Below are 15,176 nucleotides of genomic sequence, written 5' to 3'. Positions count from 1 at the left end.
CTGGTCTTAAATGGTCTTGTAGTTTACCTATTTATCCTATTTTGAGTTATGACTTTATCCAATCAGGCATGTCCCAACCTTCTTTTACATAAGATTGAGGAGTACCTGTTGTAGTCCTACCCTCTTCAATAATTTTGGCGATTTTCTGAGTAAGTCTTTTTACTACGTCCGGATTTTTAAAATAAAGGTTTGTTGTTTCTCCTGGGTCCTCCTCCATATTGTACAGCTCATATATAGCTTCACCTTTCTTGGGTTCAATAAATTTAGGTTTCAGAGAACCGCCAGAACCCCGAAACATGTTTAGTTTCCACTTCCCATCCCTTAATGCAAAATGCCCGGAAGCGGAATGATGAATTACAGCTCCTCTTACCGCTTTATCATAACGCTCCCCTCGTAATATGGGTAACAAACTATAACTATCTTCTCCCGCATTATCAGGAAGTTCTACTCCAAGAATGTCGGCAATAGTAGCCAAATAATCGGTCTGGCAAACGGGCACATCAGATTTTGTCCCTGCTTGTATGCCATTGGGCCAGCGCATAAGAAAAGGAACCCGATGTCCACCTTCATAAATATCACGCTTGCCACCTTTAAAATTAAGGCTGCTATAGTGTCCATATTTTTCTCGCTGATAAACGTAATTGGTCTCCGCGCCGTTATCCGATGAAAAAATAACCAAAGTATTATCCTCAATTCCATTTGCCTTTAATGCCTCTAGAACTTGCCCGATTCTATAATCGGTTTCTTCCATAAAATCGCCATAATTTCCACAATTACTCTGCCCTTGAAAATCAGGATGCGTACAATGTGGTAAATGCGGACTAGTTAATGGCAAATACAAAAAGAACGGCTTTCCGGATTTTGCCTCTGCAGCAGATTCGCTAATGTAATCAACCGCTTTATCTGCAAATGTTTTTAAAACTAACTCATCATTAAATGAAGGAGCCACTTCTACCCAGCCACTGGTACCCTTTTTACGCGTACTTCTATATGGAGGTGTCATTCTATACCCTTTTGGATTAATGGTATCACTAAACGTTCTAGGGTTCTTGTCCCCTTTCTTTTTCGTCCATAATACAGGAGGGTCTAACACCTTATCATTTTCCAAGTAGGTTAAAACGCCGTAATTCATAGAGGCTGGAATACCAAAATAATAATCAAATCCCTTCTCTATGGGGCCGTCTGTAAAGGGTTTTGACCAATCACGGTTTTTTCCCAAGCTCCCTTCAAATTCCATTTGAAGATGCCACTTTCCGATCATAGCGGTTTTATAGCCGTTTTCTTGAAGTAAAGAAGCGATAGTCATCCCATCCTTTTCAATCAAACAAGGCCCATCAGCTCCAAGAACCCCTTTTTTCAAAGAGGTTCTCCAACTATAACGTCCAGTAAGCAAAGAGTATCTAGAGGGTGTACATACCGCATCACTGCTATGCCCATCCGTAAAGATGATACCTTCATTGGCCAATTTATCCATATTAGGCGTTCGGAATTTAGCATCTGGATTAAGCGCGCTTACATCTCCATAACCTTGATCATCTGTATAAACAATAATGATATTGGGTTTTTGGATGTTCTGAGCACCCATGGATAATGAGAAAAGTAGAACACCCATTAAAAAGACTTTTGCTCCAGATCGAAAATGTTCAAATGGATGTATACTCATTTTTTAAATTTTAAGTAAAATATTCTGTGTCTTTCCTAATGCAGCTGTACCTCTAGATATCTAGTAGTCAGATTTTAGAGAGAAATCGATTTAAACCGAGCCTAAGAATAGGGAATACCTATTAAAAGAACGAATTGAGTACTTTAACTGATAAGATGTTTCTTGCTGATATTCTAATACGGATAAAACTAATAATCTCTTATGTGGCCAACTACCAAAAAAAACACTATTCCTAATACTTTTTTAGCATGAAATGGCATTTTCTAGTCGTTTGAAGTATGATATTTTAAATATGCGGATGGAGCCATACCATGAATAACTTTAAACTGCCTATTAAAATTGGAGATATTATTAAATCCTGATAAATACGCAATGGATGTAATGCTTTCTTTGTTTTCCAAAAGCAATCTAGAAGCATAACCTACCTTTATCTCATTGAGGTATCTAGTAAAAGGTTTTTTATGGACTTTCTTAAAAAACCGACTAAATGCCGATTTATTCATACCGGTCATTTTTGCTACATCACTGGCACTGATGCCATCATTAAAGTTTTCAAATACGTACGCATATATTTTATCCATCCGGAGATTATCCGCCTTCTGAAAAGCGGTTACAAAACTTCTACTTGATAACAGTTGATAGCTTTCGTGCTTTGATAAATCCGATAAAATTTCAATGGTCTTAAAAATTCTGGTAGTTGAATCATATTCTATAAGATTTGTGATTCTTTTTACCAGCTGTCTGCTCAAATCCATGAATTTGACGCCTCTATCCGCCCTCATCAAAAGATTAGAAACCTGTTTCATTTCGGGTATTTCAAAAAATCCTTTTCCTAAAAAACCCCTAGTGAAATGAATGGCGAAAGCCTCAGCTTCCAATGTGCTTTCCCGTTGAAAATAGATTTCATCGTTCAACCACATATGTGGGACATTTTTACCAATGAGCACTACTTCCCCTTCCTGAAATTTTTCAATACTATCTCCTATAAAACGTGTGCCCGAACTTTTTAGAATTACTACCAATTCAATCTCAGGGTGGTAATGCCAAACTCTTAAAAAATTTGGGTACTGATTATGGCTGACCGAAAACGACCGGTCTGCTACAGATGCCCTATTTAATAATTGAAGTTTCATGTACCACTAATTAATACAAATAGGTTATTTCGTTTGCTGGTCCCATAATCTATAAGGGTCGTCATGTGATTCCATTTCTGCCAATAACAAGGCCTCCATTTCTACTAGTTTATCCGCATATTTAGGATTATCTGCCAAATTAGTTAGCATTTCGCCTTCTTTGTTATGTTCTTTTATGTATTCATTCGGGTTTTCAGCCAAATTAAATAGTTGTGTTTCGCGCACTGCACCATCCATTACATCATACTTGATTAATTTCCAGTCGTCCTTTTTCACCGTACGCATGCCTGGTTTTGTTCCTCCACAATATACTCCGTACAACACATCCCTAACAGTTTCTTTTTCACCTTCCAAAACAGGCTTAAAGCTTGTTCCTTCTACCGTTTCTGGAATCTCTATACCTGCTAAGTCACATAGCGTAGGTAAGACATCTAATAAATAAACATTCCCTTTTGTACGCTTACCTGAAGGAAGTCCTGGGCCTTTAATAATCATGGGTACACGCCATGTATGTTCATATAAGTTTTGTTTCCCCATAAGCCCGTGTCTTCCTATAGACATTCCATGATCGGAAGTGTAAACGATATAAGTGTTGTTCAACTCACCCATAGCTTCTAGTTTTTTGAGCACTTTCCCTAACTGAATATCTATATTTTCTGAACAGGCATATTCCCTACCCAACTCATTTCTAACGGTCTGCTCATCTCTATTTTTCCAAACGCCACTCACCCGTTCTTCATCACGAAGCTCTGGGTGACCATGAAAAAAAGGATGTGCTTCTAAATAATTAGCTTGAAGTGGTGGCTGTTTATCATTAGCCGGAGGAAGACTATTCTTGTCCTTATGATTGACCGCCCCATATTTCTCCAATAATTCTGGAGTACCGTCTCGAGTATCATGTGGGTGGGAAAATCCGAAATAAATGAAAAATGGATTTTCTTCTTTATCTCTCTCTCGACCCCCTAAATATTCCAAAACTTGTTTGGAGTGCCAGGCACTTCCGGTATCTTCCGTTCCACCTCTTTTTGTGGCATCATGAACAACCGTAAACTGCTCGTTGGCCCCAGGATATGAGTTTCCTTTTTTACAGGTTCTCATAGTGTTGTAACCTGCCCTATTAAAAACAGCCCCAATAGTTTGTTTATCCAATTCATGTGGAGCCGTATTCTTTTGAAATTCTGCACTGGGTGGTAAATGCCACAGGGTTCGCCCCGTCATAATCATATGTCGAGATGGCGTGCACACCGCACCGTTCATTGAGCCCATATGGTGAGCAGTTTCTATAACCGTGCCCTCGGAGGCTAGTTTTGAAATAACAGGAGTTTCTAATATGGACTTTGGATCATACACCTGTAAATCAAAAGGTGATTGATCATCCACCAAAACAAAAAGAAAGTTTGGCCGCTTTTTAGGCTCCGTTTTTTTTTCTTCGCTTTTACATGACGATAAAATAATCACCATGAAGAAAACCCATAAAAAACTCCTGTTATTCATTTTCATGCTGCACTATATTTGAGAAAAATCCTGTTTACAATTATCTGCCCATCCATCCGCCGTCTACCAGCATTACGGTTCCTGTCATATAATTAGAAGCTTCTGAGGCCAAGAAAACAATAGGTCCTTTAAAGTCTTCCGGTTCTCCCCATCGCCCTGCAGGAATTCTTCCTAATATTGATTTACTACGGTCTTCATCATTTCGCAAAGCTTCTGTATTATCCGTAGAAATATATCCCGGAGCAATGGCATTGACCTGTACGCCTTTGGATGCCCATTCGTTGGACAAGGCCATGGTTAACTGACCTATAGCTCCTTTTGAAGCCGCATATCCCGGTACGGTAATTCCGCCTTGGAACGTCAATAAAGAAGCTGTGAAGATGATCTTCCCCCTTCCTGCCTTTACCATTTCCTTGCCTATTTCCCTAGACAGGATGAACTGGGCATTTTGGTTCACTTCTATGACCTTGTCCCAATACTCATCTGTGTGTTCGGCAGCAGGCTGTCTTAAAATGGTGCCTGCATTGTTTACCAAAATATCAATTTTAGGGTTTTCACTTTTTACTTTTTCAATGAAAGCGTACAACGCCTTTCTATCACTAAAATCGCATTGATAGGCTTTAAAGTTTTTATTCAATTCGGTTATTCGTTTCTCAATTTTAGAACCGGAAAGTTCCAAACTTGCGGAGACACCAATAATATCCGCACCCGCTTCGGCCAATGCCTCTGCCATAGCAAAACCAATACCTCTTTTACAACCGGTTACTAAAGCCGTTTTTCCTTTTAAATTGAACTTGTTCAATATCATATTCGTTCGTCCTTGTATTTATTATAATTTTAAAGTACCCCCTGTAAAGGCTCCCCATCCATATCCGTAAAGGCTTTGTTCTCTCCTGCCATTCCCCAGATAAACCGGTAGTTGCTAGTACCTGAACCGGAATGAATAGACCACGGTGGTGAAACTACGGCTTCAAAATTTTTCATGGCAATATGGCGCGTTTCCTGTGGTTGCCCCATGTAGTGCATTACAATGTTGTCTCCTGGAATATCAAAATAGAAATAGACTTCCATTCTACGCTCATGGGTGTGCGGTGGAAAGGTGTTCCAAACACTACCTTTCTTCAACTCAGTATACCCCATTACCAACTGGCAACTTTGAATACCGTCTTCGTGAATGTACTGGTACAAGGTTCTTTCGTTACTAGTTTCTACTGCACCCAATTCTACTATATTGGCATCTGATTGTGTAGCTTTTTTAGTTGGATACTCTTTATGCGCCGGAGCTGAGTTCAAATAGAATTGTGCAGCATCAGAACCATCTTTACTTGCAAAACTCACCTCTTTTGAACCTTTACCTACGTATAACGCTTCTAAGTTTCCAAGTTCAAATACTTCACCATCTACGGTTACGGTACCTTTACCACCAACATTGATGATTCCCAATTCTCTTCGCTCTAAAAAATAATCGGCTTTCAACTCATCATAAGTTGGTAATGAAAGGCTCTTGGATTTTGGAAAAGCGGTGCCATAGATAAAACGATCGTAATGTGTATAGATCATTTTAATGGCATCTTCACCCATTAGGTCCGAACTATGAAACTCTTTTCTTATTCTCTGTGTGTCGTATAATTTGGCATCTTCCGGATGCACAGCGTACTTAACTTCCATGTTTAAATTTTAGATTTAATTATTTTGTTATCATTTTTTGTAGTTCTTCTAAGGTCTTCCCTTTGGTTTCTGGCATCATAAATATGACGAACAGCAATTGCAGTACCATCATTCCTGCAAAAAAGAAAAACACTATTCCTGGGTTATCAAAACTACCCATGGCTATTGGCATAAAAAGCGTAATTAATGCAGCCAGTACCCAGTGGGTGGAACTACCAAAAGACTGCCCTTGTGCACGTAAATTGGTCGGGAATATTTCGGATATAAAAACCCAAATTACAGCTCCTTGGCCTATGGCGTGTGAAGCTATGAAGAGGAACAGAAAAATAGGAACCATAAGACCTTCCCATTCTAAAGCGAAAGCCACACCTACCATGGTCAATGAAATAATATAACCAATAGAGCCAATGTACATGAGTACTTTACGGCCTACTTTATCAATGAGGTAAAGCCCCAACAACGTAAAAACCAAATTGGTTACACCAATACCAATACTGCTTAGCAAAGCAGTATTTTCTCCCAAACCTGCCGAACTGAATATTCGCGGTGCATAATAAAGAAAGGCATTAATACCGGACAACTGATTGAAAAAAGCAATCAAAAATGCGAGCATTAACGGGAATTTATATTTCTTGACAAACAGTGTGGATTTTTCCGTTTGTTCCTCTTTTAATTGTGCTATGACAGATTCATCCAATTCGGTTCCCGTGAGTTCCAATTGTATTCTTTTTGCCGCTTCCAAATCATTTTTTTTCTCTAACAACCATCGCGGACTTTTTGGAACGCCTATCATGGCAATGGTATAGATTAAGGCAGGAAGCGCTTCTATACCAATCATCCAACGCCAAGGTTCAGACCCAAAATCTTTCAATAAATAATTGGATACAAAAGCGATTAAAATTCCGAAAACAATATTGAATTGATACAATGCCACCAATCTACCACGGCTCTTGGCCGGGGCGATTTCAGAAACATAGGTTGGCGCGGCAACAGTAGATGCCCCTACTCCCAGACCTCCTAGAAAACGGAAAAACGAAAACAAATAAGGATCATCTGCCAAGCCTGAGCCCAATGCCGATATAAAGTAGAGTATACCTATCCATAAAAGGGTATTTTTTCTTCCTATTTTATCACAGGGAATTGAAGCAAAAATAGCTCCCAATACCGTACCCCATAATGCCATTGACATGATGAACGTACCATGAAAAAGGTCTGACGTACCCCATAAAGTCTGTAATTGTTGATCGGCACCTGAAATAACCACGGTATCAAAACCGAACAAAAATCCGGCCAGGGCCACAACAAAAGACGTAAAAAGTAATTTGGTTTGCATAGTGTTTTATTTAGTTGGTTGTATGGTTACAGTTAAGGGATCGGCCAAAATTTGAGATTGCTTTTCCAACATGATTTCCCAGTCTTTTAAAGAACTAATTTGTCCGCTCTTATCCCAGGCAAAACCGGCATAATAAGTTAGTTCTTCTTGAGGTTCGGTTATAACTAAAAGGTTACTTTGGTCTACCACGTCTGACTTATGGATAATGGCATCCTTTACGATTTTAGGGTCAATAACAATACCTTCCCCTACTTTTGAACTGTCTATGGTTTCCCAATGACGGAACCAACCTTTTTCTTTATTTACAGCTCCTTCTCCCTTATTTTTGTGCAGGGTGATACCTACCGTGTAATTTGGAACCTCTTTATCCGAAGAAAGGCTCACATCAAACTTAGAAAAATTGGAACCTAAATCAAGTGTGATTCGTTTGGTTTCTTTTACACCATACGGACTCCATGGCGCATAGTCCAATTCAAACACCGTACGTAACGGACCCGCGGCCAATGTTCTGGATGCCGTAAAATTATTGGAAACCAAAAGGCTATCATTTTCCCAGATACCAATACCTCCTGTTCCTCTACTACTTCCAACATGGTACGGATCATAGCCTTCACCGTGATCTTTGTGGTAAGAACCTGGGTTGGTCATATGTGCCTTGTACCATTTATTTATAATAGCCTTATCCGTACGTTTTAACCATAAATCTATTCCGCTGGAAAGTGTACTTCCAGGAACACCCGCCAATGCTTCTTTCTCCCCAGTGGGGCCGTAAGTTCTAAAAGCTACTTTATCGTTCTCCCACGTATAATCGTCCGTTCTTTCCGGAACTAGACGCGAATAGGCAATAACATTACTTTCTGCAGGAGCAGTTACACTATCTACAAGAATTACATATTCAGCCGTACCGTTAGCTGGTACATGGGCCTGAAAAAGCAATTCATCATTTGTTCCGTCTTGATCATTATCTATCCATTGAGTACGCAAGTATTCTTGATCACCTACTTTCTTGACGCGAATATTGCTTTCCGAATTATTGTTTAAAACAGCGGACAAGTCAGAAACGTTTGCGCCCACGACTTCACTCCTAGAAAAGTTAAGGTCGTTTTTTACTTCTACGGATACCGTTTTAATTTTAGTGCCAGATTCACAGGATGCCAGCAAACAGAATACTGTTAGGTACGCAAGGTTTAAAGGGTTAGTTAAGTTGATTTTCATGTTTTTTGTTTTGTGTTACTTCGCTATTTCCTCACTCTTTAGACTAAAGATTTTAAAGTTTTCTATAGTCATATGATTGTTGACCGTTCTAAAACCGAAATGTCCTGTTGTGTAAGGGTTTTGATCGTAAAAATCTATGATACGTTCCCCATCCCTATAATATTGGATGATTCCATTGTAAGCTACAATTTTGATCTTAGTTTTCCTATTGGGTTTAATCAGATATTCCTTTTGAGTAAAATCATGTTCTGGTAACAAGGGTCTGTTACCGTCACCCATATACCTTCTGAAACGGGTTTTGGAATTATCATGTCCGCCAACACCCATATAATACAACCGAAGGTTATCATAATTGGAAAATTTTCCTCCCCGGTTCTCTGAATTCACGAATAAATCATTAGGATGCTCCGTATCCTGTGCCATCCAAAAGCAATTGAGGTCGGATACCCGATCTTGTGGTCCCCCTTCATCAATCACATAAGCTTCGTAGGTTATCATTAATGGGCCTTCCAACTTTTTCTTTAACCAAATGGTGCAACCGGAAACATCCGTGATTTCTAGTTTTCCCTCATTTACTTGTACAGAACCTCCTGGCATTTGCTCTACCTCCCAGTTTTCCAATCCTAGTTGAAAGGAATCCAAATAGGTTAAACTTGCTTTTGCCGTAAGGGTGTCATTAATTTTAACAAACTCATCTTGTGCCATGACGGACAAACACATACCCCATACCAACACAGCTGACAACACTACCTTAATTTTTGCTCTTCTACTCATAGTTCTTTATATCTTCTTCATTTTGTAACCTGGCCAACCTATATCTAACAGGTCAGCAAAATCTAGAGGCACAAAATAGAAAAAACAAGCTCTAATTCCTCACAATTTCTCCAGACTAACAAAATAAGCGCCCAAAGTGTCTTCTGTATCCAATGTAAACCAAGTCTGCAATTCTGCTTCTCCCTGTTCCAAATCTACCGTAAACTGTACATATTCTTGAGTTGGATCTACAGGTACGGTCTTATCATAATCCTGTACCTTTAACCTTGCTTTTTCAATATTTAAAGCAACACTGGGTTTACTTTTACTAACACTAGTTCCCGGAATAGCAGGTCTAACGGGAGCTTTGGCATTCAATGCCAATTTCGTTTCTTCTGGCCATCTACGAAGTTTTACCTCATAAGTGCCTGCTTCGTGAATTTTCAATGCCCAATGTCCATTATCTATATAAGCGGTTCGGATATGGCGCTGGTGCCAGGGACTATCTCCTGTTGTATGCCAATCATGGCAATACAACTTTGCAGGATTCTCGGCCTCATGACCAACAATTATACGGGGTAAATCTTTATATCCAGGAGCCAAATCATTCCACCATTCGTTATAGGCGGCTTTGTATTCCTTTATTTTTTCCGGATGTTGGTCGGCAATATTATTGCGCTGTTCTGGGTCTGTATTTAAATCATAAAGTTCTACCCCATCAATCAACCTCCATTTTCCTTGCATAAGGGAGGTTCTCCGCCAAGGTTCGGGAATTTCGGTACGTTGGGAATTGGTTATAACTATTCGGTCTTTAAAATCACTATTGTCATCATTCAATAAAGGAACAAGGCTCTGCCCATCAAATTTAATCTCCGGATTGGTCTTTAAATCACATAAATCAACAAGTGTGGGTAATACATCATAATGAGCGGTTAACTCCTTTATATCTTTTCCTACTGTAATACCTCCGTTTTTCCAATGTAAAAATAAAGGTACCCTATGACCGCCTTCATATTTACTGGCCTTAACACCGCGCATGCCCGAATTGTAGCCTTTGTTTACAAAACCATCCAAACGGTGCCCTTCTACCCTTGCTCCTTGGGCCGTACCGTTATCCGTAGTAAAAATAATGATGGTATTATCAAGTGTATTGGAGGTTTTTAAGTATTGTATTAGCTTGCCAATGTTCTTGTCAATATTGGCTATCATACCATAAAAGGCGGGCAGCGGAATATTCTCATTATCTTGATAGGGTGCTGAAAATTCATCCTCCACAAAGTAAGGGGAATGAGCCGCATTGGTTGGCAAATAGCAAAAGAAAGGTTTGTCCTTGTTCGCATCAATATATTTTATGGCTTCATTAAACCAAACATCCGTACAATAGCCTTCATATTTTTTTAGCTCCCCATTGTGAACATACATATCGTCGAAATAATCATTGTCCCAATAATCCATGGTCTGCTCCATACCTCCACCGCCATGACTCAGAACCTCATCAAATCCCTTATCCTGAGGTCTAAACGGATAATTATCACCCAAATGCCATTTGCCGAACATAGAGGTCACGTACCCATTTTCCTTAAATATTTGGGCCATAGTGGTTTCTCTTTCCAACAATAAAGAACGCCCGTTGATTGTATGCCAAACCCCAGTTCTATTGGCGTTATGTCCTGTTAGCAAAGCAGCTCGCGTAGGTGCGCAAGTTGGGTTAACATGGTAATCCTTAAAGCGCGCACTTGTGGCATGAAGGTTATCTATATTTGGTGTTTTTATATATGGATTACCCAATGCAGCGATATCTCCATACCCTTGATCATCTACCAAAATCAGGATTACATTGGGTTGTTCCTTTTTTTGACCATATCCTAGCTGGACCAAAAAGAATAGAAACCATACTACACTTGTATTTTTTATGAAAGGTCTAAATTCTCTCTTCTGAATTGATATCATGAAAATTTATTTTATTTTCTTAACCTGTTCCGTGATTTTCAGTTGCGTTATATCTAGGTTCCGGTCAAAACTTTGGACTTCTACATTTTGGTCTATATCTACTGTAGTTGATGCATTTATGGTATGGATGCTGAGCGTGGTATTGACCTGTCCTTGAAATTCAACTTTTAAATTTTCCGAATTAAAATCCTCAACCAATGCCGTATATTTTGAGTGGGAATGCATTAATGTCTTTCCATTTCTTCTCAAGTAACTACCGTGCCCAATAAAAAGCTCTTCTATATTTTCTATGTTGGATTTATCCGCACCCTCCTTAAAGGTTAGGACGGTGAGATATGAATCTGTTTGCCATCCGTTCATATCAATAACACTGTTCCTGTGTTTTAATCGCCCATCTGCCAACAGATTCAAATACACTTCTGTGGTCTTACCATTTTGGGAGATGGAAACACCTAGAAAATCTATGCCCTCAAAACGTTCTATAACGGGAAGGTTGTCTTTGTTTTCCTCATCTTCCAAAATAATAGCAGATACAAATTTGGTCCGCGCCGTTTCTTCAAAATGACTGATGGACCAATACGGTTTAGTTTGTTCGGGGTGATGGTCTTCATAGCCCATTTTTTCCGTGAGCAGCATATGTTCGGGAAAATCATGCGGGCGTTCACCTCCTGGTGGAAAAGTCTCTGGATAAAGTGGACGAACCAGAACCTTGGCATCGTCTTCCTTTATAGTCAAATCAATACCTCCTTTTAGCTCTGATTCGCCGTTATAGTGCAGTAGCCACTCAAACTTACCCGGCTTATGGGCCAAGAGGTCATCTATGACCAAAATAACATCGCCTACCCAAACAAAATTTCTATAGTTGCGAGACAATATATGGGCGTACGGGCCAGTGGCATTGGCCAAAAGGTATTTGAAATTCTTGCCTTCCACCAAATTATGGAGCGCTCCTTGGTTTGTTACACCAAAATATATATCCTTTCGATTTTGCCCCTCGCCATTGAACATTACCACGTTATGGGCTTCGCTTTGGCAGTAGTACTCCGTGTAAAGGGGACTCAAATAAGAGGCATTTCCCGAATCTATTATCAAGTTCTTTCCTTTATGAAACAGAATATAAGAACCGGCATCGGCATGGGCATGGTTCCAAGTAAAACCTGACTTTACCGCAAGCATGGTGGCATTATCCTCCCAAGAATTGCGAAGGGTTGCCCAGCCCATGTCCTTAAACAAATGTGATGTAGCTAAATCGGGAACAAAATCATCAGCTAACTTAGGTAGCTTTGGGTGTAACAATAAACCATTGGGCGTTTCCAATTGCATCCCTTCATTGTCCGTTCCTTGACTTACTTTATCAATATACCATGCATATTTATTAGCGGTATAGCCTAAATTCCATAGGAGAGTTACACAGCTATTCCCCGTTTTATTGATAAACGAATCTCCAAAATTGACCGACATGACCTTATCGTCCTTAACATAATAACTGGTCTGTATAAAGAAATCTCCTATTTTATCCAGAATAGGCAGCTCTACCTGCTTTACCTCTGGTAAGGCCGATTGAAACGCATAGCGGAACAGTAAATATTGAGAAACTCCATAAGAAGCATAGTTGATACTTTCATAAAACCCACCATCCTTATCAAAAGTAGGAGGCTTGTTTTGAAGTACACTACCAGAATAATCTATCCATTCTTTGGCCGTATCCGCAATTTCTTCTACCCACTTTTGGGCTTCTGGAATCTCATTTCTAATGGCCAAGGAACTAAAACCGGCCATGTACACACAGGCACTCCACCAATTATGTCCCATGGTATCGAAGGTATGGAAGTCAGTGTTTGGAAGCAGCCAGTCTTCTCGAGCAGGTGTTATTCCTACCCTAACAAAATCCTCAGCTATTTCCTGTCGTTCATTTTCCTTTAAAAAATTATAGATACAATCATATCCAATAGCAATGTAAAAACTTGTATGTGACGTCTTTAAACCGCCCTTCCACTTTGGGGTTCTACTAAGAAGCGTTTTACTCTCCCAAGTATCCCTCTTTGTGTAATCGATTAAAATTGCCTTTATTGCTTCGGCAAATTTTGATTTACCCGTCATACGGTAGGCCAGCCCGAGTAATTGACAATCGGCAGCCTTTAACCGGTCTTTCTTAAGAAGTTTCTCAGCTTGTTTATATTGCGTTTCCCAACTCTCTCGAACCGCTTCATTTAGCGAAATCTGGCTCTTAAGTCGCTCTATATTGGCATCTGAATGAAGAAGATAGTTCCTTTCTTGGGCATTCCCAATAAACTGCAAAGCAAGAAAAATAAATAGAAGTGTTCTTTTCATCATTTCATTATCACTATTTGGCCAAACTATTTCAATGGTTTTATTCGCTCTAAAAAAAACCAAGTACCAATCACATTACAATGTTATCGGTTCTTGGCTGTTTATTATATAATATAGTGTGCAGGAGCTATAAATTATAGCCCATTAGCCGTATTCAGGGAGTCTAGAGCCTTTTTCATCCCTTCAGATTTATTTCTAGTTTAGAACCGGCGCCCATTGAGCACGAAGCATTACGTACTCCAATTGAATTAGCGTAGTTCCAATTTAATGACACTTACAAATTCATCCGGAGCATCTTTTGGTAGTTGTAGCGTAGTACCTTTGGATGTTTTTTCTGACGTAATTTCCGAAGTGGGAGCTACCAGTACAGATGCCTTTTTTAGTTTGATATCTTTATGAATTGCCAATTTTCCATCTTCCGGCCAATCAAAAACATGCGCATATACTACACCATCCTTTTTGGTGTACCTTCCCCATTCCGGCATATCATATGGGCTGGCGGTAGCACCGTAAAGTGCTTCTCCGTTGGCATCTGTCCATTCGCCCATGGCTTTTAATCTTCTAATACTTTGCGAAGGAAACCTACCATACCCATCAGGTCCTATGTTCAGCAAAAAATTACCTCCTTTTGAGACGATATCTACCAGTTTTTGAATAAGGTCATCGCTACTTTTCCATTTGGTATCATCTGGTTTGTAGCCCCAAGTTCTGTTCATGGTCATACAGGCCTCCCAATCTTCTGCAATTCCTGTAGCTGGAATTTCCTGTTCTGGCGTACCAAAATCACCAGCAAAATTTCCTTCCCGGTCCATACCCTCCATACCTTTTCGACCCTTATCCACTCTATTATTGATTATGGAATTAGGCTGGATTTCCCTAATGAAATTGTACATGTCCTTCCCCATTTCGGTAGTATAATCGGCAATCCAATCCCCATCAAACCAAACCACGTCAATATCCCCATACTTGGTCAATAATTCTTTTACCTGCGGTTTTAGATAGTTTTTATAATATTCCGGAAATTCCGGATTTACAACAGTCTGGTCCTTTTGGCCCGCATTGTAATTGGGGTATAGATTTCCTTGTGCCTGTGGATGGTGCCAATCTACTATGGAATGGTACAGGCCAAATTTAATACCGTGTTTTCTTGAGGCTTCTAAAAGCTCTTTTACGATATCGCGCTTAAAGGGAGCGGTATCCATAATATCATAGTCCGTAATTTCCGAGTCCCAAAGGCAAAAACCGTCATGGTGTTTGGAGGTCAGAACAATATACTTCATTCCGGCATCCTTGGCCATTTTCACCCATGCTTCGGCATCGAACAATCGGGGGTTGAACATCTTAGGAAACTTTTCATACTCCTCTATGGTATAGTCTAATTTATCCATGGCCCATTCCGCACCACCACCGGCAATTTGCTCTCCGCGCTCACCGCCTATTATGGAGTAAGCTCCCCAATGAATGAACATTCCAAATTTGGCATCGCGCCACCATTCCATACGCTCATCATCGGATAATTCTTCTTTTGCCTTCTCTTGGGCCATTCCTTGCCCTGTTGTACACATGGCTACGAATGTGAACAAAATTGATTTTACTATTACTTTCATTTTCTAGTTGTTAAGTTTACTTGGTTCTA

11 protein-coding genes are annotated in these 15,176 nt (G+C 39.8%); all 11 read right to left on the bottom strand.

The window, feature by feature from the left end; genetic code table 11:
• Positions 1-46: 46 nt before the first annotated feature.
• Entirely contained in the window at positions 47-1,663 is a 1,617-nt protein-coding gene (locus H9565_RS10895; protein WP_215439552.1) for a sulfatase family protein, read from the bottom strand.
• A gap of 263 nt (positions 1,664-1,926) precedes the next feature.
• Entirely contained in the window at positions 1,927-2,796 is an 870-nt protein-coding gene (locus H9565_RS10890; protein ID WP_215439550.1) for an AraC family transcriptional regulator, read from the bottom strand.
• A gap of 24 nt (positions 2,797-2,820) precedes the next feature.
• A complete protein-coding gene (locus tag H9565_RS10885; protein WP_215439548.1) occupies positions 2,821-4,296 on the bottom strand; it encodes a sulfatase-like hydrolase/transferase in 1,476 nt (491 codons plus the stop codon).
• A 34-nt stretch (positions 4,297-4,330) separates the two neighbouring features.
• Positions 4,331-5,095: an SDR family oxidoreductase gene (locus H9565_RS10880; protein WP_215440172.1), complete on the bottom strand. Its 765-nt coding sequence runs from the start codon at positions 5,093-5,095 to the stop codon at positions 4,331-4,333.
• Between the two features lie 32 nt (positions 5,096-5,127).
• Positions 5,128-5,958 (bottom strand): 5-dehydro-4-deoxy-D-glucuronate isomerase, encoded by an 831-nt coding sequence (gene kduI / locus H9565_RS10875; RefSeq protein ID WP_215439546.1) that lies wholly within the window; start codon positions 5,956-5,958, stop codon positions 5,128-5,130.
• Positions 5,959-5,977: 19 nt separating this feature from the next.
• Positions 5,978-7,291: a sugar porter family MFS transporter gene (locus tag H9565_RS10870; RefSeq protein ID WP_215439544.1), complete on the bottom strand. Its 1,314-nt coding sequence runs from the start codon at positions 7,289-7,291 to the stop codon at positions 5,978-5,980.
• Positions 7,292-7,297: 6 nt separating this feature from the next.
• Positions 7,298-8,506 (bottom strand): DUF4861 domain-containing protein, encoded by a 1,209-nt coding sequence (locus H9565_RS10865; protein ID WP_215439542.1) that lies wholly within the window; start codon positions 8,504-8,506, stop codon positions 7,298-7,300.
• A 15-nt stretch (positions 8,507-8,521) separates the two neighbouring features.
• Positions 8,522-9,280 (bottom strand): DUF6250 domain-containing protein, encoded by a 759-nt coding sequence (locus H9565_RS10860; RefSeq protein WP_215439540.1) that lies wholly within the window; start codon positions 9,278-9,280, stop codon positions 8,522-8,524.
• A 99-nt stretch (positions 9,281-9,379) separates the two neighbouring features.
• Positions 9,380-11,209 (bottom strand): arylsulfatase, encoded by a 1,830-nt coding sequence (locus H9565_RS10855; RefSeq protein ID WP_215439538.1) that lies wholly within the window; start codon positions 11,207-11,209, stop codon positions 9,380-9,382.
• Between the two features lie 6 nt (positions 11,210-11,215).
• Positions 11,216-13,543, bottom strand: a complete 2,328-nt coding sequence (locus H9565_RS10850) for a heparinase II/III domain-containing protein (protein WP_215439536.1) — start codon at positions 13,541-13,543, stop codon at positions 11,216-11,218.
• Between the two features lie 245 nt (positions 13,544-13,788).
• Entirely contained in the window at positions 13,789-15,147 is a 1,359-nt protein-coding gene (locus H9565_RS10845) for an alpha-L-fucosidase (RefSeq protein ID WP_215439534.1), read from the bottom strand.
• Positions 15,148-15,176: the final 29 nt, after the last annotated feature.

The sequence above is a fragment of the Zobellia russellii genome, assembly GCF_018728565.1.
In the GTDB taxonomy this organism is placed as follows: domain Bacteria; phylum Bacteroidota; class Bacteroidia; order Flavobacteriales; family Flavobacteriaceae; genus Zobellia; species Zobellia russellii.
This window is presented reverse-complemented; position numbering and strand designations above follow the sequence as displayed.

Excerpts from the sequence above, each read along its gene's own strand:
- H9565_RS10865 (WP_215439542.1), bottom strand. The coding sequence starts at position 8,506 with ATGAAAATCAACTTAACTAACCCTTTAAACCTTGCGTACCTAACAGTA.
- H9565_RS10895 (WP_215439552.1), bottom strand. The coding sequence starts at position 1,663 with ATGAGTATACATCCATTTGAACATTTTCGATCTGGAGCAAAAGTCTTT.
- H9565_RS10855 (WP_215439538.1), bottom strand. The coding sequence starts at position 11,209 with ATGATATCAATTCAGAAGAGAGAATTTAGACCTTTCATAAAAAATACA.
- H9565_RS10845 (WP_215439534.1), bottom strand. The coding sequence starts at position 15,147 with ATGAAAGTAATAGTAAAATCAATTTTGTTCACATTCGTAGCCATGTGT.
- H9565_RS10860 (WP_215439540.1), bottom strand. The coding sequence starts at position 9,280 with ATGAGTAGAAGAGCAAAAATTAAGGTAGTGTTGTCAGCTGTGTTGGTA.
- H9565_RS10870 (WP_215439544.1), bottom strand. The coding sequence starts at position 7,291 with ATGCAAACCAAATTACTTTTTACGTCTTTTGTTGTGGCCCTGGCCGGA.
- H9565_RS10885 (WP_215439548.1), bottom strand. The coding sequence starts at position 4,296 with ATGAAAATGAATAACAGGAGTTTTTTATGGGTTTTCTTCATGGTGATT.
- H9565_RS10850 (WP_215439536.1), bottom strand. The coding sequence starts at position 13,543 with ATGATGAAAAGAACACTTCTATTTATTTTTCTTGCTTTGCAGTTTATT.
- H9565_RS10890 (WP_215439550.1), bottom strand. The coding sequence starts at position 2,796 with ATGAAACTTCAATTATTAAATAGGGCATCTGTAGCAGACCGGTCGTTT.
- kduI (WP_215439546.1), bottom strand. The coding sequence starts at position 5,958 with ATGGAAGTTAAGTACGCTGTGCATCCGGAAGATGCCAAATTATACGAC.